Annotated in this window: 25 protein-coding genes; 22 read left to right on the forward strand and 3 right to left on the reverse strand. The window is 38.7% G+C overall.

The annotated features are described in order from the left end of the window. The first annotated feature begins 32 nt into the window (after positions 1-32). From uxuA to D8Q48_RS11740, 5 genes are all read left to right on the forward strand, one after another. Entirely contained in the window at positions 33-1,115 is a 1,083-nt protein-coding gene (gene uxuA / locus D8Q48_RS11720) for a mannonate dehydratase (RefSeq protein ID WP_117991506.1), read from the forward strand. Further along, a complete protein-coding gene (locus D8Q48_RS11725; protein WP_118688733.1) occupies positions 1,102-2,721 on the forward strand; it encodes a mannitol dehydrogenase family protein in 1,620 nt (539 codons plus the stop codon). The genes uxuA and D8Q48_RS11725 overlap by 14 nt, the downstream gene beginning before the upstream one ends. Before the next feature lie 14 nt (positions 2,722-2,735). Next, entirely contained in the window at positions 2,736-4,145 is a 1,410-nt protein-coding gene (uxaC, locus tag D8Q48_RS11730) for a glucuronate isomerase (protein ID WP_117991501.1), read from the forward strand. Positions 4,146-4,215: 70 nt separating this feature from the next. Beyond that, positions 4,216-4,863, forward strand: a complete 648-nt coding sequence (locus tag D8Q48_RS11735) for a bifunctional 4-hydroxy-2-oxoglutarate aldolase/2-dehydro-3-deoxy-phosphogluconate aldolase (RefSeq protein WP_121056585.1) — start codon at positions 4,216-4,218, stop codon at positions 4,861-4,863. A gap of 11 nt (positions 4,864-4,874) precedes the next feature. Further along, positions 4,875-5,903: a sugar kinase gene (locus tag D8Q48_RS11740; RefSeq protein ID WP_121056587.1), complete on the forward strand. Its 1,029-nt coding sequence runs from the start codon at positions 4,875-4,877 to the stop codon at positions 5,901-5,903. Between the two features lie 61 nt (positions 5,904-5,964). Here D8Q48_RS11740 and D8Q48_RS11745 read toward each other — a convergent pair whose 3' ends face one another. Then, on the reverse strand, positions 5,965-6,927 hold the full coding sequence (locus tag D8Q48_RS11745) for an AraC family transcriptional regulator (protein WP_121056589.1): 963 nt from the start codon (positions 6,925-6,927) through the stop codon (positions 5,965-5,967). A gap of 113 nt (positions 6,928-7,040) precedes the next feature. On the opposite strand from D8Q48_RS11745, the gene D8Q48_RS11750 reads away from it, so the two are divergent. Together D8Q48_RS11750 and D8Q48_RS11755 are read left to right on the forward strand one after the other, a co-directional pair. After that, positions 7,041-9,743 (forward strand): alpha-L-rhamnosidase, encoded by a 2,703-nt coding sequence (locus D8Q48_RS11750; protein ID WP_121056591.1) that lies wholly within the window; start codon positions 7,041-7,043, stop codon positions 9,741-9,743. Beyond that, positions 9,721-10,653, forward strand: a complete 933-nt coding sequence (locus D8Q48_RS11755) for an alpha/beta hydrolase (protein ID WP_118688728.1) — start codon at positions 9,721-9,723, stop codon at positions 10,651-10,653. The genes D8Q48_RS11750 and D8Q48_RS11755 overlap by 23 nt, the downstream gene beginning before the upstream one ends. A gap of 55 nt (positions 10,654-10,708) precedes the next feature. Here D8Q48_RS11755 and D8Q48_RS11760 read toward each other — a convergent pair whose 3' ends face one another. Beyond that, positions 10,709-11,800: a helix-turn-helix transcriptional regulator gene (locus tag D8Q48_RS11760; RefSeq protein WP_121056593.1), complete on the reverse strand. Its 1,092-nt coding sequence runs from the start codon at positions 11,798-11,800 to the stop codon at positions 10,709-10,711. A 157-nt stretch (positions 11,801-11,957) separates the two neighbouring features. Between D8Q48_RS11760 and D8Q48_RS11765 the strand changes: the two genes are divergently transcribed. The 11 genes from D8Q48_RS11765 to D8Q48_RS11805 all read left to right on the forward strand — a co-directional run bounded on the left by D8Q48_RS11765 (position 11,958) and on the right by D8Q48_RS11805 (position 20,232). Further along, positions 11,958-14,330: a glycoside hydrolase family 2 TIM barrel-domain containing protein gene (locus tag D8Q48_RS11765; protein ID WP_118688727.1), complete on the forward strand. Its 2,373-nt coding sequence runs from the start codon at positions 11,958-11,960 to the stop codon at positions 14,328-14,330. A 104-nt stretch (positions 14,331-14,434) separates the two neighbouring features. Next, the gene (locus D8Q48_RS11770; RefSeq protein WP_330514683.1) at positions 14,435-14,572 is read left to right on the forward strand and encodes a hypothetical protein; all 138 of its coding nucleotides are present in this window, start codon (positions 14,435-14,437) and stop codon (positions 14,570-14,572) included. Positions 14,573-14,678: 106 nt separating this feature from the next. Next, a complete protein-coding gene (locus D8Q48_RS17220) occupies positions 14,679-14,816 on the forward strand; it encodes a hypothetical protein (protein WP_172697006.1) in 138 nt (45 codons plus the stop codon). A 21-nt stretch (positions 14,817-14,837) separates the two neighbouring features. Next, entirely contained in the window at positions 14,838-15,464 is a 627-nt protein-coding gene (locus D8Q48_RS11775) for a phosphatase PAP2 family protein (RefSeq protein ID WP_117991479.1), read from the forward strand. Positions 15,465-15,518: 54 nt separating this feature from the next. Then, positions 15,519-15,908: a DUF308 domain-containing protein gene (locus D8Q48_RS11780; protein ID WP_121056595.1), complete on the forward strand. Its 390-nt coding sequence runs from the start codon at positions 15,519-15,521 to the stop codon at positions 15,906-15,908. Positions 15,909-16,239: 331 nt separating this feature from the next. Then, complete coding sequence (locus D8Q48_RS11785; RefSeq protein WP_118688821.1) at positions 16,240-17,250, forward strand: zinc-binding dehydrogenase; 1,011 nt, start codon at positions 16,240-16,242, stop codon at positions 17,248-17,250. Between the two features lie 23 nt (positions 17,251-17,273). Next, on the forward strand, positions 17,274-17,414 hold the full coding sequence (locus D8Q48_RS17225; protein WP_172697007.1) for a hypothetical protein: 141 nt from the start codon (positions 17,274-17,276) through the stop codon (positions 17,412-17,414). 139 nt (positions 17,415-17,553) lie between these two features. Continuing rightward, positions 17,554-18,228 (forward strand): response regulator transcription factor, encoded by a 675-nt coding sequence (locus tag D8Q48_RS11790; RefSeq protein ID WP_121056597.1) that lies wholly within the window; start codon positions 17,554-17,556, stop codon positions 18,226-18,228. After that, positions 18,225-19,358: a HAMP domain-containing sensor histidine kinase gene (locus tag D8Q48_RS11795; RefSeq protein ID WP_243116288.1), complete on the forward strand. Its 1,134-nt coding sequence runs from the start codon at positions 18,225-18,227 to the stop codon at positions 19,356-19,358. The genes D8Q48_RS11790 and D8Q48_RS11795 overlap by 4 nt, the downstream gene beginning before the upstream one ends. Continuing rightward, a complete protein-coding gene (locus D8Q48_RS11800; protein WP_121056599.1) occupies positions 19,348-19,884 on the forward strand; it encodes a hypothetical protein in 537 nt (178 codons plus the stop codon). The genes D8Q48_RS11795 and D8Q48_RS11800 overlap by 11 nt, the downstream gene beginning before the upstream one ends. A 159-nt stretch (positions 19,885-20,043) precedes the next feature. Continuing rightward, positions 20,044-20,232, forward strand: a complete 189-nt coding sequence (locus D8Q48_RS11805) for a hypothetical protein (protein WP_117991468.1) — start codon at positions 20,044-20,046, stop codon at positions 20,230-20,232. Between the two features lie 345 nt (positions 20,233-20,577). Here the strand turns inward: D8Q48_RS11805 and D8Q48_RS11810 are convergent, their stop codons facing one another. Continuing rightward, complete coding sequence (locus tag D8Q48_RS11810; protein ID WP_117991465.1) at positions 20,578-21,027, reverse strand: Rrf2 family transcriptional regulator; 450 nt, start codon at positions 21,025-21,027, stop codon at positions 20,578-20,580. Positions 21,028-21,448: 421 nt separating this feature from the next. Between D8Q48_RS11810 and D8Q48_RS17230 the strand changes: the two genes are divergently transcribed. The 4 genes from D8Q48_RS17230 (at position 21,449) to D8Q48_RS11830 (ending at position 26,838) form a co-directional block, all read left to right on the forward strand. Further along, entirely contained in the window at positions 21,449-21,610 is a 162-nt protein-coding gene (locus tag D8Q48_RS17230; RefSeq protein WP_172697004.1) for a hypothetical protein, read from the forward strand. A 144-nt stretch (positions 21,611-21,754) separates the two neighbouring features. Next, complete coding sequence (locus D8Q48_RS11820) at positions 21,755-22,459, forward strand: LytTR family DNA-binding domain-containing protein (protein ID WP_117991463.1); 705 nt, start codon at positions 21,755-21,757, stop codon at positions 22,457-22,459. Between the two features lie 26 nt (positions 22,460-22,485). Next, the gene (locus D8Q48_RS11825; protein ID WP_121056601.1) at positions 22,486-23,793 is read left to right on the forward strand and encodes an ATP-binding protein; all 1,308 of its coding nucleotides are present in this window, start codon (positions 22,486-22,488) and stop codon (positions 23,791-23,793) included. 183 nt (positions 23,794-23,976) lie between these two features. Continuing rightward, entirely contained in the window at positions 23,977-26,838 is a 2,862-nt protein-coding gene (locus tag D8Q48_RS11830; protein ID WP_121056603.1) for a glycoside hydrolase family 3 N-terminal domain-containing protein, read from the forward strand. The last annotated feature ends 1 nt before the right edge of the window (position 26,839 follow it).

Here is a 26,839-nt window from a genome sequence, read left to right on the forward strand (position 1 = left end):
CCGCAGGCATTATAGAAAGGATGATCAGAGTTATGGAAATGACCCTTAGATGGTATGGATCAAAATTTGATACTGTTACATTGGAGCAGATTCGTCAGATACCGGGAGTGACAGGAGTTATCACAACATTGTATGACACAGATCCGGGAGAGGTATGGAGCAGGGAACGTATTCGTGCATTGAAAGATGAAGTAGAAGCGGCAGGACTCCATATTTCAGGTATTGAGAGTGTGAATGTACATGATGCAATCAAGACAGGAAGTGCAGACAGAGATAAATATATTGACAACTACATTGAGACACTGGAGAATCTTGGAAAGGAGGATATCCATCTGGTATGTTATAATTTCATGCCTGTTTTTGACTGGACGAGAACAGAGCTTGCCCGTAAGCGACCGGATGGATCAACAGTTCTCGCTTATACACAGGAAGCTGTTGATGCACTGAATCCAGAAGACATGTTTGGCTCGATTGCTTCCGATATGAATGGCACAGTGATGCCGGGCTGGGAGCCAGAGCGTATGGAACATATCAAAGAACTGTTTGCAATGTATAAAGATATTGACGATGAAAAGCTCTTTGAAAATCTGAAGTATTTTCTTGAGCGTATCATGCCTGTATGTAATAAATATGATATTTACATGGCAATCCATCCAGATGATCCTGCATGGAGTGTGTTCGGACTGCCTCGTATCATTATTAACAAGGAAAATATTCTTCGCATGATGCATATGGTTGACAATCCGCACAATGGTGTTACATTCTGTTCAGGTTCTTATGGAACAAATCGTGAAAATAATCTTCCGGATATGATTCGTTCCTTAAAGGGAAGAATTCACTTTGCACATGTGCGTAATCTGAAGTTCCATACACCGACGAATTTTGAAGAAGCTGCACATCTCTCATCAGATGGCTCCTTCGATATGTTTGAGATCATGAAAGCACTCTATGATATCGGATTTGACGGACCGATCCGCCCGGATCACGGAAGAATGATCTGGGGAGAAAAGGCAATGCCAGGATATGGTCTATATGACCGTGCACTCGGGGCAACTTATCTTAATGGGTTGTGGGAAGCAATCACAAAGGAGGAGAAAAGGCATGAAGCTGTATAAGGAAGGTCTTAAAGATCATGCTTTATGGGAAGAGAAAGGTTATCAGCTTCCTAAATACAATCGTGAAAAGGTTGCAGATGCTACAAAGAAAAATCCGTTCTGGATACATTTTGGTGCAGGAAATATTTTCCGCGCATTCCATGCAAACGTAGTCCAGAACTTGTTGGATGCAGGTGCGCTTGAGCGCGGACTTATTGTGGCAGAAGGATATGATTATGAGATTATTGAGAAGATGAACCATCCGCATGACGATTATTCTATCCTTGTAACTTTAAAAGCAGATGGAACAATGGAAAAGAGTGTAACGGGAAGTGTCGTTGAGTCTCTTGCACTAGACAGTGAAAATGAAAACGCTTTTGGAAGACTAAAAGAAATCTTTGCTTCCGATTCCCTTCAGATGGCAACATTTACTATTACAGAAAAAGGTTACAGTGTGACTGACAGACATGGAGAGGTTGTTCCGGATGTAAAGAAAGATATTGAGAATGGACCGGAAAAACCATGCAGCTACATGGGAAAAGTAGCGTCTCTTCTCTATACACGTTTTGAAAACGGAAGAAAACCAATCGCATTTGTAAGTACTGACAACTGTTCTCATAATGGAGACAAGCTGAGTACTGCCATCCTCACATTTGCAAGGGGATGGGCTTCTAACAAGTCTGTTTCACAGGAATTTGTGGAATATGTTTCCAATCCAAAGGAAGTATCTTTTCCATGGTCTATGATTGATAAGATCACACCACGTCCAAATGCCTCTGTGGAAGAAGTACTTCAGAACGATGGTGTGGAAGAAGTGGCCCCGATTATCACTTCAAAAAACACTTATGTTGCACCGTTCGTGAATGCAGAAGAATGTGAGTATCTCGTAATTGAAGATGCATTTCCGAATGGAAGACCTGCACTTGAAAAGGGCGGACTGATTTTTACAGATCGTGAGACAGTAGATAAAGTTGAGCGTATGAAAGTATGTACCTGCTTAAATCCACTTCACACTGCTCTTGCAGTATTTGGATGTCTGCTGGATTTCCAGCTTATTGCCGATGAGATGAAAGATGAAGATCTTAGACAACTGGTTGAAGTAATCGGATACAAAGAAGGGCTTCCGGTTGTGACAGATCCTAAGATTATTAACCCAAAGGATTTTATTGATACAGTTTTAAAAATCCGAATTCCAAATCCATTTATGCCGGATACACCACAGCGAATTGCGACAGATACTTCACAAAAACTTTCCATCCGTTTTGGTGAGACAATCAAAGCATATGAAAAATCAGAAGAGTTGAAAACTTCAGACTTGAAGCTGATTCCACTTGTGTTTGCAGGATGGCTTCGCTATCTGCTTGCTGTGGATGATAATGGAAATGCATTCGAACTTAGTCCGGATCCGATGTTGCAGAGCCTGAGCCCGGTATTTTCTAAGATACAGCTTGGTGAAACTGCTGAGATAGAAGAAATAATCCGTCCGATTTTGAAGGACAAGAAGATCTTTGGTGTGGACCTTTACGAAGTAGGGCTTGCAGAAAAGGTATGTGGTTATTTCAAAGAGATGCTACAGGGAAATGGTGCAGTCAGAGAAACTTTGAAAAAATATGTATGGGAAAAATAAATGGAGGCTCTTTAATGAAATCATTTATTCATGACGACTTCTTACTGACGAATGAGACAGCAAAGGAGCTTTATCACAATGCAGCAGAGACTATGCCAATCATTGATTTTCATAACCATCTGAGTCCAAAAGAAATCTATGAAGACCAGTGTTACGAGAATCTGACACAGGTATGGCTCGGTGGAGATCATTATAAATGGCGAGGGATGCGTGCCAATGGTGTACCAGAAAAATTAGTTACGGGAGATGGAGATCCTTATGAAAAGTTTCTTTCATGGGCAGAGACTGTGCAGAACAGTATAGGAAATCCACTATATCACTGGACACATTTGGAAATGAAAAGATATTTTAATATTGATGAAACACTTTCACCGGCTACAGCAGAGAAAATCTGGCAGATTGGAAAAGAACAGTTGCAAAGACCGGATCATTCCGTTAGAAATCTTCTTCGGATGCAGAATGTAGAAGTGCTTTGCACAACAGATGATCCGGCGGATGATCTGAAATATCATAAGCTTTTGGCACAGGACGAGACACTTGGATTTAAAGTGCTCCCGACATTTCGCCCGGGCTCTGTACTGGATATTGAAAATCCAGGATTTTCAAACTATATTACACATCTTGGGGAAGTTGCAAAAACTGATATTACAACATTGCACGGACTGTTTGAGGCCCTTGAGAAAAGACTGGATTATTTCGTGGAAAAAGGATGTCATGTAACGGATCATAGTCTGGAAAAGGATTTCTATCGTCCGGATACGACACTTGAGGGAGTAGCATACATTTATACGAAGGCATTAGGCAATACTCCAATCACAAACAATGAAGCAGCTGCATTTCGAGGTTTTGTTTTAAAGAATCTTGGTCAGATGTATGCAGAGCGCTCTCTTGTAATGCAGCTTCATATTGGTGCGCTACGGAATACTTCTACTAGATTATATGAAAAACTGGGTGCAGATATCGGGTGTGACAGCCTGAATGATTTCAACTATGCACCGCAACTTGCAGGGCTGCTAGATTCTATGGATGTTACAGATAGTCTTCCGAGAACAATTCTGTATTATCTGAATCCGAAAGATGGACCGATGCTTGCCGCTATGGCAGGAAATTATCAAAGCAATTCCGATGGAATCCGTGGAAAAGTACAGCTTGGAACAGCCTGGTGGTTCTGCGATCATAAGCGTGGTATGGAATATCAGATGGATGCGCTGGCAGATACCGGAATGATTGCAAATTTTATAGGAATGCTTACCGATTCCAGAAGCTTTTTGTCATTTCCAAGACATGAATACTTTCGGAGAATTCTATGCAACAAGATCGGTTCATGGGTAGAAAATGGTGAATATCCAAAAGATATGGAATATCTGAAACAGATGATTAAGAGAGTCTGCCATGATAATGCAGAAATGTATTTCCAATTTTAATTTATAAATGAAGCCGGCAGGATAAGTAATTCTGCCGGCTGTTGTATATAGATAGAGGAGATTATAGAAGATGGAGAATATTTATTTAAAAATTAAAGAAATAGGAATTATACCGGTTGTTGTTCTGGATCAGGCAGAAGATGCTGCTCCGCTTGCGAAAGCTTTGTGTGATGGTGGAATTCCATGTGCCGAAGTTACATTCAGAACAGAAGCAGCAGAAGAGGCTATCCGTGTGATGTCGGAAAAATATCCTCAGATGCTTGTTGGTGCCGGAACTGTACTTACAACAGATCAGGTAAACAGAGCAGTTGAAGCGGGAGCAAAATTCATTGTCAGCCCGGGCTTAAATCCTACAGTCGTAGATTATTGTGTAAAACGAGGAATTCCAATCATTCCCGGATGTTCTACACCAAGTGATGTAGAAGTGGCTATGGAGTTTGGGCTTAGTGTTGTGAAATTTTTCCCGGCAGAACCGGCAGGTGGACTGAATTATATTAAAGCAATTTCAGCTCCGTATTCTAATATAAGATTCATGCCGACAGGAGGGATCAATCCAAAGAATGTAAGTAGTTATTTAGAGTGTCCGGCAATTCTTGCATGTGGCGGAAGCTGGATGGTGAAAAAGGAGTTGATCCGTGAAGGGAAATATGATGAAATTGAAAAACTGGTTCGTGAAGCAGTAGTACTTGTTTCAGAGGCAAGGAAGAAATTAAAATAGGAGGAGAAATCATGGCAAAGGTTGTTACACTTGGAGAAATCATGTTGAGACTTTCTCCTCCCGGAAATCAGAGATTTGGACAGGCACAGTTATTTGATGTCTGTTATGGAGGTGCAGAGGCAAATGTCGCAGCATCACTTGCGCAATTTGGCCATCAGGCTGTATTTCTTTCCAAACTTCCAGATCATCCGCTTGGTGATGCTGCAATTGGACAGCTGCAGAAAGTCGGCGTAGATTGCTCACAGATTGCTCGAGGAGGAAAGCGTCTGGGAATTTATTTTCTTGAAAACGGAGCATCTGTCCGTCCGTCAAGCGTCATATATGACAGACAGGATTCTGCGATTACAGAGGCAAAGGCAGAAGAATTTAATTTTGAAAGCGTATTTAAAAATGCAGATTTATTTCATGTATCAGGAATCACCCCGGTCCTTAGTAAGGATACATCGTTACTTACACTAGAAGCTTTGAAAAAAGCAAAAAAGTATGGAGTTACGACATCTTTTGATTTGAATTACAGAGCGAGACTTTGGACAGAAGATATTGAAGGAAAGCAGAAATCTCTTGCAGAAATGATGAAGTATGTAGACATCTGTTTTGGAAATGCAAGAGATGCAGCAAAATGTCTCGGATATTCAGTTCTGGGAGTGGATCTGATTGACGGAGATTATAGTATCTGTGTAAATGAAGAAAATATGAAAAAAGTGTTGGAAAAATATCAGTTGAAGTGCCTGATCACAACATTGAGAAAAAGTATCAGTGCTTCTGATAATACATTATCAGCAGCAGTATGCAGCGAAGAAGGACTCTATACAGGAAGTTCGTATCCACTTCATATTGTTGACCGCGTAGGTGGAGGTGATTCCTTCGCAGCAGGATTTCTACATGGATATCTTTCTAAAATGAGTATTTCGGATGCACTGGAATTTGCCATTGCAGCATCTGCGATTAAACATACGATGCCTGGGGATATCAATTATACGACGGAAAAAGAAGTACTGGCACTTATGAACAGTGATGGAAGTGGAAGAGTGCAGAGATAGAGGGATACTGGTTCACAGGCAATATGTGAAATGAGGGGGGATGTGATTTTATAAGCTCTATTCAATTTTTTATCGTATTCCGGTATTCTCCGGGGGTCATATCAAATGCTTTTTTAAAATGCTGAATAAAATTTGCTTCATTTGTAAATCCCACCATAATCCCGATTTTATAACAGGGAATTTCCGTAGACTGCAATAACATCTGTGCCTGAAGCAACCGCAGATGTATGAGATATTCTCTGGGAGAAAAGCCTGTATATTTCTTGAATTGCCTGCATAAATGATATTTACTGATTCCTGTAAAACCTGCCATGGCTTCTAACGTAATATCCTGCGCAAAATGATGTTCCAGGTAATTTTGAAGAAGACTGATCGTATCAGGTATTTCTTCAGTATTATGAAATTCTTTCAGGCATTCTAAAATATAAAAGAGCATTTTCTCCAATTCAAAAGAAATATAAAAATCACGATTGATCACCGGTTCGTTTTGCATTCTCAGAATCTTCTCTAATTGTGTTTGAAAAGATTTTTGCTGTGTGCAGTGAAATACAGGTGGTTTATTTGCAAAATTTTCGTTGTAAAAAAGCGCAGATTGACCTCCCCAAAAGTGCAGATCAGAATGGCACCAGTGATTGCCCATGGTTTTGTAGAATTGTGCTTCTCTGCAGTCGATGACAAAACCGTCTCCTTTTCGCAATGTATAACGCTGTCCCCTGTAAATCAGTTCCCCTATTCCCTCATAGGTATACAGTAGCAGAATGGATGGGTAATTACTGCGTTTCGTATAGTAAGAAGCTCCAGTGTCCATATAAGAAAAAGCCTGTAGATACATTAAGTATTTTTGCTTTTCCAGGGACAGTGGATGCTGCAGAAGATAACGGGATTTTCCATCAATACAGAATGATGTGTCTTTTGCCGAAGGAAGATGGTGCATTTTCACCATTTTCTGATAAGCTTCATCTTTCAGCACATCCTGATTTTCTCCATCTGTCTGATGAGTAAAGAAATAAATATGTTCAAACATATATGCTCCTCCTTTAAAACAGCAATTTTCAATAGTTATACAGCAATAAAATATCTAAAATCAATGTATAAATTATACTATAATGAAGCAAATAATAAAAGGAGGATGCTAAAATGTTAGTTAAAAATCTGAAAGTGCTTCACATGGAAAAACCTCTCGCTATCGATGTTGTGCCATATTTTTCCTGGATGATGGAAAGTGATATTCCGAATACCATGCAGGAGTCTTATCAGCTCACAATAAAGGATTCTGTGGGGAACTGCATATATGACTCGGGGGTTGTTGAAAGCAGTCGCAATGCCTATATTCCGTATAAAGGAGCAAAATTACAGAGTAAAATGAGGTATCTATGGACTGTGCATGTTTTGGATAATCACGGAAATACTGCGACTGCCACATCTTCTTTTGAGACAGGTTTCTTATCAGAAAGTGACTGGTCTGCAAAATGGGTGAAGGCTCCTGGAAAAAGAAAAAAAGGAAAGCCAGGATTTGGGAAACAACAGCCTGCCACTCTTTTCCGTAAACAATTTGCACTGAAAGATAAACCTGTGAAAGCCCGTCTGTATGCTACCTGTCATGGTGCTTATGAATTATATCTGAATGGAAGCCGGGCAGATTCCCGTATTCTGGCTCCGGAACATACCGTTTATGAGAAATATCTGTGCTACCAGACTTATGATGTGACAGAGCAATTGACAGAAGGGTCGAATGCCATTGGCATGCATGTGGGGGATGGATGGTATTTATGTCCTCAGTCATTGCCCAATATGAAAAAAATGGACTATGCACATGCAGTACTCTTTCAGTTGGAAATTACTTACCCGGATGGTTCAATGGATATGATTATCTCTGATGAGGATGTGAAATGTTCCAACGGTCCCGTTCTGTCTGCAGATTTGTATGCAGGAGAATATTATGATGCGAATAAGCAGATAAAAAACTGGAATTGTGCAGACTTTATGGATTCCGGATGGATTTCCTGCATGGAAGCAAATTATGGATATGAGAGTCTGATTTCTCAGATTGGAGAGCCCGTCATGATCGTGAATGAACTTCCTGTTTCCCGGCTGACGAAAAGTCCGAAAGGAGAATGGATTCTGGATTTTGGACAGAATATTGCAGGATTTGTCCGTATGAAGGTAAATGCTCCAAAGGGAACACAGATTACCTTAGAACATTGTGAGATACTGGACAAGCAGGGAAATTTCTTTAACAATATTCAGGGAGCCGGCGGCGTGGGAAAAGGCGTTGACCAGAAGGAGGTTTATGTCTGTGATGGAACTTCAGCCACTTATGAACCTCATTTTACATACCATGGTTTCCGCTATGTGCGTGTTACCGGAATTGAGCCGAAAGCAGAAGAGTTTACGGCATGTGTCGTATCAACAAAAAAGGAAAATCTCGGTACTTTTAAGACATCAGATGAACGTCTGAATCGTCTCTACGAAAATATCAGATGGTCTCAATGCGCTAATATGCTTTCTGTGCCGACAGACTGCCCACAGCGGGAAAAAGCAGGATGGACAGGAGATATGCTTGTTTATTCCAGAACAGCTCTTCTGAACGAAGACTGCACCGCTTTCTTTACTCGTTGGCTGTACAATATGGAATGTGATCAGGATGAGTATGGGATTATTCCCATGGTAGTTCCGCAGGATGGAAATTATCCTTCCATGGGCAAACTGATGAGTATGATGTACGGGGTAAAAGGTTCAGGAACTTCTTCCGGCTGGGGGGATGCTGCTGTGATTGTTCCGTATTCTATGTATGAGATTACAGGAAATACAGATATCCTGAGACAACAGTATTACTGTATGAGACGCTGGTGTGACTACATAATTCTTCAGGCAGCATCCAATAAACCCAAAGACAGTACCATTCCTGATGATATTGAGAAATATCTCTGGGATACCGGTTATCACTATGGAGAATGGTTGATTCCAAGTCAGAGCAAAAATGGTCTGGATATGAAAAACCTGAAAAATATTATGAGTATGAGTTCCTGCTACACTGCTCCGATTTTTGGATGGAATTCGGTTCATACCTTTGCGAAGATTGCTGAAATTCTTTCTGAAGAGACCGATGACAACATTTTATATTTGTCTGACATGAAAAAATATCAGGATATTGCGGACCACATGAAGGAAGCCATTCAAAAAGGTGTTATAAAAGAAGATGGTTCTATGCCTTCGAATCTGATGGGAGCATATGTACTCCCAATTTATTTCAATCTGGTTCCGGAAGAACATAAAGAGACTTTTGCTGGAAATCTTGTAAAGTCTATTGAGAATAACGATATGTGTATGGATACAGGATTTCTGACCACACCGTATCTGCTTGATGCACTATGCAAAATCGGACGAATAGATCTCGCTTATACGCTGCTGTGGCAGTCAAAAAAGCCTTCCTGGTTATACGAGGTAGATGCGGGCGGTACAACGATATGGGAAAACTGCAATGGCTATGATGATGACGGAAATCCCGGTAACTTAAGCTTTAATCACTATGCATTTGGTGCTGTTGCAGACTGGATCTTCCGTACAGTAGGAGGTATTGATACAAAGGGTGCCGGTTTTAAACACTTTCGTATTGCACCGAAGCTAGATGGAAAGATTAGTTCCAGCAGTAGAAGTTACAGAACGGAGCAGGGTACAGTAGTCTGTGAATGGAATATAACAAAATCTGAGAAGAAAAATATTTTTTCATTGCACACGGTAGTTCCATGTAATACAGTTGCAACTATCGAATTGCCGGATGGTACTGTTCATGATGTAGGAAGTGGAGAATATAGATATGAAGTCGAAATATCCTTATAGTAAAGAATTGAGAAAAACCATAAGTTTTAGCAATATAAATCTGGAAGAAAAAGTAAGAGACGGCAGTCTGGCAAAAGTTGCCGGTTTTTTCAGTAAGCAGGTCTCATCATATAAGAGCAAAATAGCAAAAGTCAGAAAAGATACCTGTCAATCTTTTGATCAAAAAAGTATTACTTTTTACGAGTTTACCCCGAAAAAAGAAGAGTCGCTGTATCCTGCTATGATTTATTATCATGGAGGAGGATTTATGTTTCCTATTCAGAAAGCTATGATGAATAATAGCTCCCTGTATGCAGAGAATACAGGCGTAAAAGTTTTTTTGCCTGAATACCGTCTGGCCCTTGACAGCCCATGTGACACGACATTGGAGGATTGTTATGCCATGCTGAAGTTTATATTCGAAAATGCAGAGAAACTTAAAGTAGACAAAAATCGTGTATTCCTGTATGGGGACAGTGCTGGTGGTTGTCTTGCTGCCGGTATTGCGCTGTTAAATCGTGACAGAAATCATTATCCGTTATGTGGTCAGATGCTTATTTATCCGGTATGTGACAATGAAAGAGGAAAATATGAATCGATGGAGAAGTATAAAGATGCTGCATGGAGTAAAAATTCCAATGAGCAAATGTGGCGTATTTATTTAAGCCGTGGTGTTGAAAAGGAAACCTATACCATTCCTATGAAAAATGAGTTACATGATTTGCCGCCTGCTTATATAGAACCACAGCAATTTGATACTTTACGGGATGAGGCAATTGCTTATGCCAATAAGTTAAAAAATGCCGGAGTAGACGTAGATTTAAATGTAATCTCAGGCTCTTATCATGGATTTGATGCAGATTTAAAGAGTCCTCTTGTAAAAAGAGTTTTTGAGAAACGATATGAAGTGATACGAAAGTTTATACAATAAAGTAAGAGCCATGGAGATTTTCTTCCATGGTCTTTACTTTATTCGATCAATGTAATTAATTTTGCAATCGGTTCAACTTCCTATACTTTGCCGGACTCATCCCATGGTATTCCTTGAATTTCTTGAAGAAATAGGTTTGATTACTAAAACTAAGCTGCTGGCAAATATCTGCAATCGGCATGGCGGTTGTGATGAGTAAATCGCACGCTTTCTGCATGCAGAATTTCATACCATAATCAAATAGCGAAAGCCCGGTGAATTTTTGAGTAATCTTATATATATAATCTCCAGAATAGTGGAAATGTGTCTCTAATTCTTTGCGGCTCACACGACCATTATGCTGCACAAGAAATCTGGTAATAGAATCAAAAAGCTCCTGCTCGGCACTAGAGGTAAAGTGTAAGGGCGTATTGTGATAATGTTTATTATCAAAAAGCAAGCTGATAAGCTCGAGCATCATTGCATTTATGCGAAAGGTAGATCCCATAGAAGGTGACTGGATTTCCCATAATATTTTTTCAAATCGGTCATGAATGTTCTGATCAATCCACATGGGTGTTTCCAATGGAATAAAATCTATATAATTCTTATCTGAAAAATAATTCTTTTTATGATTGATATTAAGAAAATCATTGAATAGATTGGATTTGATATTTTCTTTTTTAGTGAAATATCGAGGGGCTTCCATCAACTGTAACAGGTATTCTTCAGAGAATTGTAAAAAGGCAATTCGATGATAACCGCCGTATTCTTCTTGATGAAAGACATTTTTATTCATAAGACAGCAGCTGCCTTGAGGATAGTAATGTCGAAGATTTTCTATATTCTGGTAAATATCACCGTCTATTACAAACATTAATTCGTAAAAGTCGTGACGGTGTAATGTGGACATACGAGATTGTATGTCCATTTCTTTTGCATTCAGTGTTACATACATATTTTGTATGGGGGATGATTGCATAATGATGAGTGCAGTCTCCGATGAATCAGGATGATGAGTTGAAAAGTATAGATTAAAAGGGCCATCCAGATGATGCTGCTCAGGTATGCTTTTAATTATTTCGTTAAATGGAAGCTGGTTTAATATCCCAGAAGACATTCCAAAATAATGGTTTTGTGACGTATTGGTATCTAAAATAGAAAACATAATACCTCCATTATTGAATATGTTGTAAAATACGAATTTATGCTTGATTATGACGTATCTTTTAAATTATACATCATTTATAATAAAACACAATAGGAAACATTGAAAATATATATTGTAACTTACAATTAAATGAAAAAACAGTTTGGAGGAGCAAATGAAAATTAGAGACTTTAATAGAGACTGGGAATTTCACAGCGACAAAAGTGCTGAGGTGCAGATCGTAAATCTTCCTCATGATGCCATGATTATGGAAAACAGGGATAAATCAAATCCATCGGGTGGAGCATGTGCCTATTTCGATGGAGGAAAATATTCATATAAGAAGAAATTCAACCATGATGAAGAAAATAAGAATGTGATTATGTACTGTGAGGGCATCTATCAGAACTCAAAAATTCTATTAAATGGTGAAATGATAGATGAGAGACCATATGGATATGCAGCATATTACATATCACTTAGCGAGCATCTTCATTCTGGAGAAAATGAAATTGAAATAATTGCGGATAACGCAGATACACCGAATACCAGATATTATTCTGGTGCCGGAATATATAGGAATATAAGCCTTTTTACAGCAGGAGAATCGTATATTTTACCGGATGGCGTCAGAATTTCCACAACCAATAATGATAGTGTACATATTAAAACAGAAATGCATGGAACAGGTAGTGTACATGTATTGGTATATGAAGATGACGTAGTAGTAGCTGAGGGAGATGGTAATGATGTAACCTTGAAAATTCCTAATGCAAAAACATGGGATGAGGAGAGCCCTTTTCTTTATTCATGCAAGGTAGAGTTAATTGAATCAGGAAAGTTATTGGACTCTGTAATGAAGCGATTTGGAATTCGAACGCTTGCATGGAATGGTAATGGATTCTTTGTAAATGGTAAAAATACTTTACTCCGTGGAGCATGCGTTCACCATGATAACGGTATTCTTGGAGCATGCAGTTTCAGGGATGCAGAGTATCGCCGTGCCAAAATACTGAAAGAAGCTGGATTTAATGCCATTCGAAGCTCTCATAACCCGATTTCTTCACATTTGCTCGAGGCGTGTGACGAGCTTGGAATATATGTAATGGACGAGACTTGGGATTACTGGCTTGTGCATAAGAACCCATATGATCAGGCAAATGAGAACTTCCTGAAATGGTGGAAGCAGGACGTGGAATCTATGATCCAGACGGATTATAATCATCCATCAGTGATTATGTATTCAATCGGAAACGAAATTTCTGAACTCGGTACAGTTAAAGGACAGGAGCTTTGTAATGAAATTGCAAATTATGTCAGAGAGTTCGATGAAACCAGACCTGTTACCTGTGGGGTGAACTTGCTTCTTGCAGGAATGGCTAAAAAAGGTAAAGGTCTTTATTCTGATAGCGATAATAAGAATGGCAGTCAGAGCATGGATTCTATGCCGACTAGTGCTTTTTACAATGTGCTTATGAATAAAATGGGAGGACTGATTGACAAAATGGCTTCGTCAAAAGCTGCGGATAGTGTTTGTGATTCACTTTCTCCAATATTAGATATTGCTGGATATAATTATGCTACTTCCAGATATCAGAAGGAGAGCAAGACAAGACCGGATAAATGCTTTGTGGGTTCAGAAACATTGCCTAAAACACTGTATGGTAACTGGAAATTAGTGAAATCTATCCCTAATTTAATAGGTGATTTTATGTGGACTGGATGGGATTACTTAGGAGAGACAGGTCTCGGAACTATACGTTATGTACATAAGAAAACAAAGGAAAATGCATATAAGGGACTTCCGATTATCTCTGGAAGCGGTGTAATTGATATCTGCGGAACTCCACAGGCTGAAGTAGCATGGAATAAAATTATTTGGGGATTACAAGATGAACCAGCAATCGGAGTTGACCCGATGCAGTTCCCTGAGTATACCAGAGCAATGTCTATGTGGCGCAATACAGATTGCGTTGAAAGTTGGTCATGGGAAGACTGTGACGGAAACAAGACCAACATAACTATATATGCTTCTGGAGTCAGTGCTGAACTAATTTTAAATGGAAGAAGTCTTGGTAAAAAGAAAGTAAAGGAAGGAAAGGCAATATTCAAAAATGTGAAATACATTCCTGGAAAAATCGAAGCAGTTAATTTGGATGCAACCGGTAAGGAAATTGGCAGAACAGCGTTGCAGTCAGCTACTGGAAACACAACTCTAAAATTAGAGGCTGATAAAATGCAGCTTAGGCCAAATGGGCAGGATCTTTGCTTTATCGAGTTGAGCTTAGTAGGAGAAAATGGAATCTTAAAAATGAATGCAGATACAGAAATAAATGTACGGATATCCGGAGCAGGAACTCTTCAGGGATTTGGTTCAGCTGTACCTAATACAGAGAACAGTTTCATTTCAGGTATCTACACAACATATCGCGGTAGAGCATTAATAGCTGTACGAACTGGTTATGAAGAGGGAGAAATTCATGTTTCAGTAAGTGCAGATAGAATATCAGAGCAGACAATAAGTATTCAGGTAAAACGAGAAAAATAATGGCTAAATGGTTAACTGTATGGGCGCAGGCTCAAGAGGGTGCGCAGAGACAGATTATGGTCAGAATCTTATGCGAAAGATGATGAGGACGAGAAGAAGCCATTTTGAAACAGTTAGAAGAAAAAGAGCCTTTGCCGGATAAGCTAATTACGGTATTGATCGTGTTTGCAATTTTAAAAGGACTTCCGAAAAAACTCACTGCTCTTTATGATGTGAACGGCAGTGTGGAGAGCTTAGACTAAAAAGTGAAAATCTTCCTATTGCGCAGGTGTCACACCAACAAGCCATGAAGCTGGAGCAAAAGAACCCGATACAGAAAGCAAAACGGTATTCTATGAGAAAAAATATATGCTGCGCTGCTTTAGATTCTTCTATTTGCATCGCAAATTCATAGACGCTCTGATTACAGCCGGAATGGGGGATTTTCTTGAATTGCCAGAGGATGTTGCAACAATTTTATATGATTTAAGAAAACAGACGGGCTAAACCCAGAATAGAGGCGATTATATGTTTAAGAAACTGGTATTGGTGCAAGGCATCTTGCTTGCTCTCCAGACACTGTTATATTTTGGATGCGAGTTTTTTCAGAGTAAGATTCACAACGTAAAACGTCCGGTGGATGATAAGATTCCTTTTCTTCCATGGACGGTGTTACCTTACTGTTTCTGGTTTCCAATGATTGCTTTTTATCCTCTGATAGTTTTCCGAACAGATCCATATTCTTACTGCGGTTATCTGATGACTATGGTGATGGAAAACGTACTCAGTGTGGTGTGCTATTTGGTCTATCCGACTTCTTTTCAGAGACCAGTGCCTCCAGATGGATTCTGGGGAAATTTTATAAAACTCGTCTATCATGGAAGCTACCGAGGGCTGAATTGTGCACCAAGTCTGCATTGTTCTAGTTGTTTCCTTGTAATCTGTGTTTCCTTCACATGTGCTGGAATGAGTCTTTGGGTCAGGGTATTTACAGTTTCAATTGCCATTATGATTGTGTTGTCAACACTTACAACAAAACAGCACACATTAATTGATGTGCTGACGGCAGTTCCGCTTTTTCTGATAAGTAGGATTTTAGGAATTTTGTTAACAATCCGGTATTTTACACCGATATTGACATTTGTTGGAAAATAAAAAAGAAAGAGGTGGGTAGACTTTTATTCAAGAGGATCTCTGTTTGAGGGAATTATGAAATGCGTTCTGGGAATCTTTATATTTACTCATGCGGGAATTACGACAGTTTTGTTTTCTTATGTATTTAGCATTTATATTATAATCAATGGCATTATCTGCATGGAAACAGCAATCTATATGCAGAGAACATTTGAAGTGAATTGCAGAAAGTATGTCATTTTATCATGCTTTGTAGTTCTGGGCGGAATTATTATGATGTTCTTTTCTCCAAATACGGTTAAGACGGCTGCGATTATGACAGGGATTATTTTCATCATAAATGCGGTGATCGATGGAGTGATTTTATATCGCATCCACAAAATACGCAGACAATGTGCAGAAAAAATTCAGGATGCCGTAGATGAATTAAGTGGAAATATTATTGATGAAGATAATGTGAAATGAAATGAAAGAAAGAGACAGAAAATTTGAAAAATGAAAATTGTTTAAATTTACAGATTGAAGGCACATCTTGAATCTGATAAGATAAAATTGTCAGAGGATTCACACCAATGTTCTAAATGGTGTAAAAGTGGTGTAATTTCAAAAAATCATATCGAAAAAGCCTTATTTTTCAAGGAAAAATCCCAATCATTAACAATTCCGAAACAATTTTCAAACACAATATAAACCTACATATCCTATGCTGTATGCAAATCATCCGGCATGGGATTTTTTTATTTGAAGAAAAATACGATAAAATAGATACAAATTATGAGAAAGGATATACATGATTATGAGAGCAGCATTATACAATGGACAAAAAAGTATAGAGATGACGGAGCTTCCAACACCGAAAGCGGGAGAGAATGATATTGTGGTAAAAAATATTTATGCAAGCATCTGTGGTACAGATGTAGCCGTTTATGAGCATGGGCCGGGAACTGGACACAGAATTACAGTTGGAAGTGAGTTCGGACATGAGATGGTATCCGAAGTGGTTCAGGTTGGAAAAAATGTAAAGGACATTAAGTTAGGTGACAGGGTTTATCCATATCCCCGACTTGCAAAGGGAGATTCAAAGCGTGCAGGAACGACAGGTGGATTTTCAGAATATGTACTGATCCCAAATGCAGAGCTTGGGAAAGGAGTCTATGCAGTCCCGGATGAAATATCGTCCAAAGAAGCAAGCCTGATCGAACCGTTTACCGTAGGGTGCAGGGCTGCCAGAAGATCATTTCCAGGGAAGGGAGAAAATGCAATTGTATTTGGTGCAGGAACAATTGGTATTGCAGCAGCAATCGCACTGAAGTTTTTTGGATGTGATAAGGTAATGATCTGTGACGTTTCCGATTTCCGCCTGAATAAAGCAAAAGAACTGGGATTTGAGATCTGCAATAATGGTAAAGAGGATATCAAAGCGAAAGCACAAAAAATATTTGACGGTGCCGTGTCAGCATTGGGTGAAACTTGTGATGTGGATATTTATATTGATGCAGCAGGAGCAGATGGAATTATTGAAAACTATCAGTCAATGGGAAAAATCAATTCCAGAATGGTAGTAGTTGCTGTAAAAGTAGGACTTCGCTCAATAGATGTGCTCGCTATGACTTATGGACAGCATGCAATTATCGGTTCCGGTGGATATTTCCCGGAGGATGTTCGTGATGTTATAGCAATCATGCAAAGTAAGAAATGGGATATTGAAAGTATTATCACAGATGTCTACCCATGGGAACAGCTTCCACAGGCAATTGAGAAGGCTTCCAAAGTGAATGAAGCATTGAATGTGATAATAAAATATTGATGTTGAAACATAGAGTTTTTATTATGCCGGAAAAGGAGTTTGCTGCTTATGCACTGGTCATCAGTGTAACAGGTATTTCAAAGATTGTAGTTTTTGCAAGAAATGGTGTCAGTGAACATCCCTTTATGAAGTGGCTGCTTTCCGTACCAATTGTAAAAAAATGATTCATGAGAATCAGTTCCGAACAGAAATAGCCCTGTATCCGGGATTTTTCATTAATGTATTATATGTTATATTTAAGACAGCAACCGGAATTTATTACCGGTCGGGTATTCTGATAAGAAGAAATACGGAGGAAGGAAAATGATACATATTTTAGTGGTCGATGATGATGAAAAATTAAACAGAACGATCTGTAAATGGTTAAATGATGTTGGGGTTGAAGCAAAAGGGGCGTTAAATGCAAAAGATGCCTTTGAAGAAATGTATAATAGCTTATACGACCTGATCATTTCTGATATTATGATGCCGGAAATAGATGGGTTTGTATTCGCAGAAAAAGTAAGAGAGGTCAATAAACATATCCCGATTTTGTTTGTGTCGGCAAAGGACGATCTGCCGTCCAAGCAGAAAGGATTCCAGATTGGGATTGATGATTATATGGTGAAACCGATCGAACTGGCAGAACTTGAAATGAGGGTACGGGCACTGCTTCGTCGTGCGAATATTGAAATGGAGCGAAAGCTCACCATAGGGAATCTGGTACTGGATGCGGATGCCATGACGGCAGAGATTGATGGAGAAGAGGTTCCAGTAGCTACTAGGGAGTTTAATATTTTGTATAAATTGCTTTCCTATCCGAAAAAAATATTTACCAGAGCACAGTTGATGGATGAGTTCTGGGGAATGGATACAGATACAAGTCTGCGGGCGGTAGATGTGTATATTACGAAAATCCGGGACAAGTTCTCAGCTTGTGATGGATTTGAGATCAAGACAGTAAGGGGACTTGGATATAAGGCGGTGCTGGTATCATGAAGAAAAGCAGAGGAAAAAGTGATCAGTACGTGGAACAGGACAGGCAGAGGGATCAGAGAATCAAGAAGGAAATTTTTCCGATACCGATTTTTATTATTTCCCTTGTGTTTTTTGCAGTGATCACAACCATACAAATGAAGATCATAGGAGATTATATCGATTATACGAAGATTCCAGTGATAGCAAAGATAGGAATTTTTGGCTTCTGGTTCCTGGCTTCTGTTGCGTTTACTTTTTTTATCAGCTGGCAGAGCAAGAAAAAGTATACGGATCCGTTAGAAGAGATTGCAGATGCAGCGAGAAAAGTAGCGGAAGGCGATTTCTCAGTTTATTTAAGACCGAGACATACGAAGGATAAAGCCGACTGTCTGGATGTGTTGGTGCAGGATTTTAATAAGATGGTGGAGGAACTGGGAAGCACGGAAACATTAAAAATGGATTTCTTTTCCAATGTTTCTCACGAATTTAAGACACCACTTTCTGTAATCTACAGTAATGCCCAGATTTTACAGAGACAGGAAATGGATGAGGAACAGAAAGACTGCGTGAATAACATCACAGATGCCAGCAGGAGGATGTCAAGCCTGATTCAGAATATGCTGAAGCTGAATAAACTGGAAAAACAGACGATTATACCGGAAGTAGAAGTGTATGATGTATGTGCACAGCTTTGCGAATGTGCCGTGCAGTTTGAAGAAAGCTGGGAAAAGAAAAATCTGGAACTGAACGTGGAGATGGAAGAGCGGGCATACATTGCGGCAGATCCGGGACTGATGGAACTGGTATGGAATAATCTGCTGTCCAATGCAATCAAGTACAATAGGGAAGGCGGTTCGATTACCATTTCAGAGACAAGTGATGATCAGTATGTCAGAGTTTCTGTTGCAGATACTGGCTTAGGTATGAATGAAAATGTAATGAAACATATCTTTGAAAAATTTTATCAAGGAGATGAAAGCCATGCAACTTTTGGAAATGGATTGGGATTAGCTCTGGTAAAACGAACCCTGGAGTTGTCAAATGCATCTATTACTGTAGAAAGTACACCGGATAAGGGCTCTGTGTTTACTGTGATAATGGAAAAAGCCCAGAAAACAAAATTAGAAAGAGGGGACGAAAATGAATCCTGATGTTCAAAGAGAACGGCAATCGTTCACATCATATGAATATAAAGAAATAAATGTAAAAGAAGAACAGGCATCCTTTTATCTAGACTGTTACGAGAACTTTGGATGGAAACAGGATGGGAACTTTCCACCGCAGAATAAGGGGGATTCGGTGGTCCTGAAGCTAAAGCGGAACCGGAAAATTGTAAATAAAGTGGAGTTGACCAGACTGCAGAGACATTTTGAGGCAGATATTCAGGACATTGTTTCTCTTGAAAATTCAAAAACAGGTCTTGCAACGATTCTTGCACTGGTTATAGGAATTCTCGGTACTGGATTTATGGCTGGATCGGTGTTTGCGGTAACGGCAGAACCGCCGATCATTTGGCTTTGTATTTTACTGGCGATTCCTGCATTTGCCGGCTGGATTCTGCCGTATTTTGCCTATAAAAAAGTCAAAGAAGAAAAGACAAAAAAGATAACTCCGTATATCGAGGAAAAATACGATGAGATCTATGAGATCTGTGAAAAAGGGCATTCTTTATTATAAAATGGAAAAAGCATTATAGAATTTGAAGAAACTGGTTTTTGAAGAAATATTCAGAAATCGGTTTTTTTAATAATTTTCAAACAAAACTCAAACGATTAAAAAAAAGCAGAAGTATACTGTGGTCATAACAAAAGCAAGAAAGAAACGAGGTAAAAGGAAATGAAAAAAAGTAATTTTGTAGCGATGATACTTGGAACCATTGGAATGGTATTTTTTGCACTGGAAATGTGCATGACACTGATTGAGGAGTGGGGAATGTTCCATCAGGGAATAGTTTCCGGTGTGATTGGACTTGTAGGTATCGTAGCATTATTAATGCTGATTCCACTGACAAAAGGACTGAAGTAAAATATATATTGAATGAAAAAATGTATATATGTTTCAGCAAAACTTGTGAAAAACAAGTATTAGAAAAATTATTTTTGATAAATTGGAACAGAAAATCCAGGAGATCCATTTGGACAGCAGGTTGAAATAATAGAAGCCGATATTTTGTTTCAGTAAAACTGAAACAAAATATCGGCTTTGAAAGGTTAATTGGAAATATTTTCAATCTGCCATTGCTTTGATGGTTCGTGGAGGCCAGCTTCCTTTTGGAGCTAATATAGGATCAATTAAAAATGTTTTTCCAACATAATATAAAAAAATGGTGGCATTTCGTATTTGCTGAAGGTACATGAAAATGTTCTCCTGTTAAATGATATTTTGTAAGTTGTTTTCTATAGATATCCGCTGATAGTAGATATCTATGATATCCTGTAAAGTAATCGTATTCATTTTTTCTTCGGCAGTCTTTTGAATTTCATTATAAAATCCCTGCAAAGATAACTGAATGTTAATGCCAACGCCACATTCTGGATTGGTATGAGTATCTAAATGAAGCAATGGTTTATCACCTTCAACTGCTTTATAAATATCCAGCAATGTAATCTGATCTGCTGGTTTTGAAAGAGAAGGACGGGCATGTCCGGCTACACTGGTCATAAGTCCCGCTTTTTTTAGTTTTAACATAAGCTGGCGTACAAAGCCGGGATTTGTATGGATGCTTTCTGCAATTGAGGCACTGGAGAGGGATTTTTCTTGGTTGATAGCAATCAGAACCATCACATGAACAGTGTCGCTTAATTTCGTTGAGTATTTCATGGTAAGAAACTCCTTGTAGTATGATATAATGATCTTGTTTTCACGTTTTTGGGGTGAAAATATTTCTGGTTTGTTTAAAACATCCCAAGTTCTCAACAGTTCTTTTAAATGTGTTGATAAACTGTACATTTTTAATGCTTTGATGATTGTAAATAATATAATTACAACTATAATGGGAGTTAAAGGAAAAGTCAATACAGTAATGAAACTTACGGAGGATTGTATCATGTGCTATTTATACACCAGAATCCAAAAAACATATGACTAAAAAATGTATCACCTTTATTATCGTGAAAACAGGGAAGGTTCACAGCCTGAAGAAGAATATGAAGCAAATTTATTAAGAGCATACCGGCATTTAGATGCATGCAGATTGAAAAAAAGGGATGGCAATGTCCAACATGCTTGAATTGCTGTTTTTATGGAAAAGATAATGACAAAACAGGCTTATCTGGAAATGCGTCTTTCCGATGCAATTGCAGAAGAAATAGAAGTATTTGTGAGAGATGGAAAAACAGTTGGAGACAGTGTATGCGATAACTGTGGATATATGATAAAAGAAAACCAGATTATACAGATGTAATTTGTAATATTACATCCACTTGACGCAAGAGAGATGCAGTGATATACTGGAACAAAAGTTATTTATAAAATAACAATAAAAACCTGGAACTATATTGTGTGATTGAACAGTTACAAAGAATGCAATTCTTATGGAGGGTATAGGATGATACAGATTGCAATTGTGGAAGATGAAGAAATTTACGTAAAACAATTAACAGAGTATATCCGGAAATATCAAACGGAAAGGGGAAAATCAATAAAGGTTACGGTATTTGGTGATGGAGAAGATATCATTGAGAATTACAGTGGCGGTTTTGACATTATTCTGATGGATATTCAGATGCGGTTCATGGACGGTATGACAACAGCAGAAAAAATACGCCAGATGGATCAGAAAGTAATTATTATGTTTATTACAAATATGATTCAATATGCAGTACGTGGATATGAAGTTGATGCAATGGATTATGTAGTAAAACCAGTTGAGTACTTTTCGTTTTCGCAGAAACTGGATAAAGCAGTTGGACGTATGCGCTCTGAGGTTAAAGAATTTCTTACGATTCCGATTAGGGAAGGAGTTGTAAAGATAGATATAGCAGATATCTATTTTATTGAGGGGCAGAGACATAATGTAATTTATTATACTTCGAGAGGAGATTACTGTTCAAGAATTACGATGAAAGAACTCGAAGAAAAACTTGCGGCACATAATTTTTTTCGATGTGCAAAGGGATATCTGGTAAATATGAATCATGTAGAGGGATTTGTTGGTTCTGATTGTGTGATCCATAATGTACATATACCTATCAGCAGAACCAGAAAAAAAGAATTCATGAATCTGCTTCTGCAAAACCTTAATATGGAATGATTTCATGCGAAATGGAGGATACTACTATGTTATATCAAGATATTCCAAGAATTTATACGGCAATAGCAGAGTGGGGATCATGTTTGGTTTATCTTTATATCCTAAAAAAAGAAAACATGAAATCTGTACATTTTCTTATAGGCAGTCTTTTCATGCTGGCAATGCAGAGTATTTTTCTGACTTTGACAGGCAGCGTAACTGAAATTTTGTGGATTCCCTGTATGATAATTGCTGTAGGTATGATGTATGGATTTCTTATGGTCGGAGGAAATATGAAGCCTCTGGGAGCGGCTTATTGCTGTGCCCGTGCATTTGTTCTTGCTGAGTTTACAGCTTCGCTGCAGTGGCAGATGGTATCTAGTGTACAGACATGGGGGAATCAGAGCATCTGGGTTGAAATTCTGATCACGATGGTTATTTTTGGAGGTTGCTTTACTATTGACATTTATTTAGAAAAAGATCTTCTGAAGCAGAATTATCTTGAACAGATGACAGTAAAGGAAGTAGCAGCGGCGGCAATCCTGGCTGTTGCAATCTTTGCTTTTAGTAATCTGAGCTTTTTAAATGAAAATGCACCATTTGCGAGCAGAGAACGTGAAGATATTTTTTCTATCAGAACACTGATCGATTTTGGAGGAATTGCAATCCTGCATGCTTATCAGAGCAGAATCAGTGAGTATGTTGCCGAGAAAGAACTTTCAGTAATGAATGTGATGCTGAAAAGCCAATATGATCAATACCGAAATTATCAGGACAGCCTGGATCTCATACAAATGAAATACCATGATCTGAAACACCAGATAACGGGACTTCGTGCGGAATCAGATGAAGAGAAACGAAAAAAATGGATTGATTCCATGGAAAAGGAAATCGCCGCTTTTGAAAATATAAGCAGAACGGGGAATCAGGTACTTGATACGATTTTGGCAGCTAAGATTTTCCATTGTCGAAAAAATCATATACAGATTACCTGTGTGGCAGATGGAAAATTATTGGATCATATGCATGTAACAGATATATGTTCTATATTTGGAAATGCTTTGGATAATGCGATTGAACATGTAATTTTGATTCCAGATCCGGAAAAAAGACTGATCCATCTGACAGTATCCGCTCAAAAAGGATTTGTGTTCATCAAGATAGAGAATTATTGTGAAGCAGAAATTTCCAAAAATGAAGAGGATCTGATTACAACAACAAAGAAGGATAGTAAAAACCATGGTTTTGGCTTGAAGAGTATTCGTACAGCTGTAGAAAAATATGATGGTTCTGTAGTATTCGGAGTACAGCAGAACTGGTTTAAATTAAAGATTCTTTTACCCAGAGCATTGTGATGCTCTGGGTATTTTTGTTGCCAAGCATACAACAAAAAGGTCCGGTGGACCTTTTTTAGTATTTTGTGCCATATTTGCTGCATCTTGTGCCAAAAACGACACGAAATAATAATCATGTTATAGTAATGCTAACAGGAAATGATGCCTGAAAAAGACGAGAGAGTCAAAGGAGGAAGAAAGAGAATGATCAGTGTTGAAATGGAAGATGTTCTGGCGGTATTACAATTATGCAAACCGTATATTATCGGTATTATTGCTGCACTTGTAATTGGAATTGTAATTATGATCGCATGCCGCAGGATGTCCAGGGAAAAAAGATTTCTGATAAGAGGAGAAGCTGCGATCGCAATGGTTCTTGCAGTTGTTGTCTGCGTGAATATGATCTGTTTTGGACCAATGGCTACGTTGATTGGACTGGCAACGGGAAATGGAACTTTAAGCGATGAAACAAATGAAGAAGCTGGGAAAGTAGCGGAAGAAATTATGGAAGACGGAATTGTTCTTCTGAAGAATGAAAGCCTGCTTCCTTTAAATGAAACAAAAAAACTGAATATTTTTGGCTGGGAATCTATTAATCCGGCTTACGGAGGAGCTGGTTCCGGTGGAATTAATGATCTGTATGATATTGTCAGTCTGAATCAGGGACTTGAAAATGCCGGATTTTCTATTAACCAGGAACTGGTTGATTTTTATAATAATTATGGTGCAGATAATCCGGAAATGTCTATCCAGAAACAGAGCTGGACATTACCGGAGCCACCTGTAGATACTTACAATGATGAGCTTATTAAAAGTGCGAAAGAGTATTCTAATGTGGCAGTTGTGGTTCTTTCCAGAAAAGCAGGTGAAGGTCATAATGATATTCCTATGGATGTAAAAAAAGCAGCATATGATAATAATTCAGATGAATATGATGATTTTCCTGAGGGAGAGCATTATCTACAGCTTTCACAAACTGAGAGAGATATGGTGGATATGGTTTGCTCAAACTTTGATAATGTGATTGTGATTTATAATGGAGCAAATCAGTTTGAACTTGGTTTCGCAGATGAATATCCTCAGATTAAATCTGTTGTATGGTGCCCCGGAACGGGAAATGTGGGATTTAATGCACTTGGTAAAGTATTTTCAGGTGAAGTCAATCCTTCTGGAAAAACACCGGATACATTTATTTATGATATGACGACTGCTCCGTGGTGGAATAATGCAGAAAAAATAGAGTATACAAATCTGGCAGATATGGCTGTTGAAGGAATGAACGCAGGAACTGCGCAGGTGTATGCTCCGGCATTTACCAATTATGTGGAAGGCATTTATGTAGGATATAAGTACTATGAAACAGCTGCACAGGAAGGTGTGATTGATTACGATAAGACTGTACAGTATCCATTTGGATATGGTCTGAGTTACACGGAATTTGAACAGAAAATGGGTGAACTGGAGGAAAAAGACGGACAAATTTCTGTAGATGTAGAAGTAACCAACACCGGAGATGTTGCCGGAAAAGATGTAGTAGAAGTATATTATAATCCACCATATACAAATGGCGGAATTGAGAAATCTTCTGCAAATCTAATCGAGTTTGCAAAAACAGATCTGCTTCAGCCGGGAGAATCTCAGATTGTTACAGTTACATTTAGTATAGAAGATATGGCCTCTTATGATGAGAATAATGCAAAAGCGTATGTTCTTGAAAAAGGTGACTATGTAATCTCTATTAACAGCGATTCACACACTGTGCTGGATCAGAAAACTTATACAGCAGATACTGATGTAGTATATAAGGGAGAAAATAAAAGAGCATCCGATGATACTGCTGCAATAAATGTATTTGAAGATGCAAAAGGAGATATAACATATCTGTCACGTGCAGATCATTTTGCAAATTATGAAGAGGCTACAGCAGCACCGGCATCTGCAGAGCTGGGTGAGCCATATGTTTCTGAATATCATCTGAACAGCAACTTTGATAAGACTACATACCTCAATGATGAGGATGTAATGCCGACAACGGGAGCAGATAATGGACTTACATTAGCTGATATGCGTGATGCTGATTATGACGATCCTCGTTGGGAAAAACTTCTGGATCAGCTTACTGTTGATGAAATGGCAAATATGATTGCAATGGCTGGTTATCAGACAGCAGCCATGGATTCTGTGGGAAAAGTGGCTACACTTGATTTCGATGGACCAGCAGCAATTAATAACAACTTTACAGGAGTTGGTTCTATTGGATTTCCTATTGAAGTTGTGGTTGCTTCTACATGGAATAAGGAACTTGCACAGGCCTGGGGTGAATGCATGGGCAAGATGAGTCAGGAAATGGGTGCAGAGGGCTGGTATGCACCAGGTATGAATACTCATAGAACCGCATTTGGAGCAAGAAACTATGAATACTTTTCAGAAGATGGAGTTCTTGCAGGAAATATGGGAGCAAAAGCAGTAGAAGGAGCAAGAAAATATGGAGTTTATTCTTATATCAAACATTTTGCTCTGTATGAGGGAAATGCAAAGATGGTAAGTGTCTGGTCAAATGAGCAGGCAATCCGGGAAATCTATCTGAAACCATTTGAAATTTCTGTAAAACAGGGGGGCGCAAATGCAGTTATGGTTTCCTGGAGTTTTCTTGGAGATAAATGGACTGGAGAAAGCAGTAACCTTATGAATACAGTTCTCAGAGATGAATGGGGATTCAGGGGAATGGCGCTTACAGACTTCTTCCGAAACAATGGTCATGGATTTATGAATGCAGATGCAGCTTTGGCAAATGGAGTCGATGCAATGTTGTCCACGTTCAACGGAGAAGAGAACAATGTAGCCAATCCGGAGCATCCGACATCTGTACTTCAGATGAGGAATGCCTGCAAAAATGTCATGTATACAGTTGTAAGCAGCTGGGCTTATGATGGAGAACACGAAGAAACAGGTATGGAAAATTGGAAAAAAGCAGGAATTGGTATCGACATTGTAATAGCACTTTTCATGGCAGGAATGGAAGTACTGGTAATCAGAGGATATAAGAAAAGAAAGAATGCTGAATAAG

This window comes from Ruminococcus sp. B05 (assembly GCF_003628495.1).
GTDB classification, from domain to species: Bacteria; Bacillota; Clostridia; order Lachnospirales; family Lachnospiraceae; genus Schaedlerella; species Schaedlerella hominis.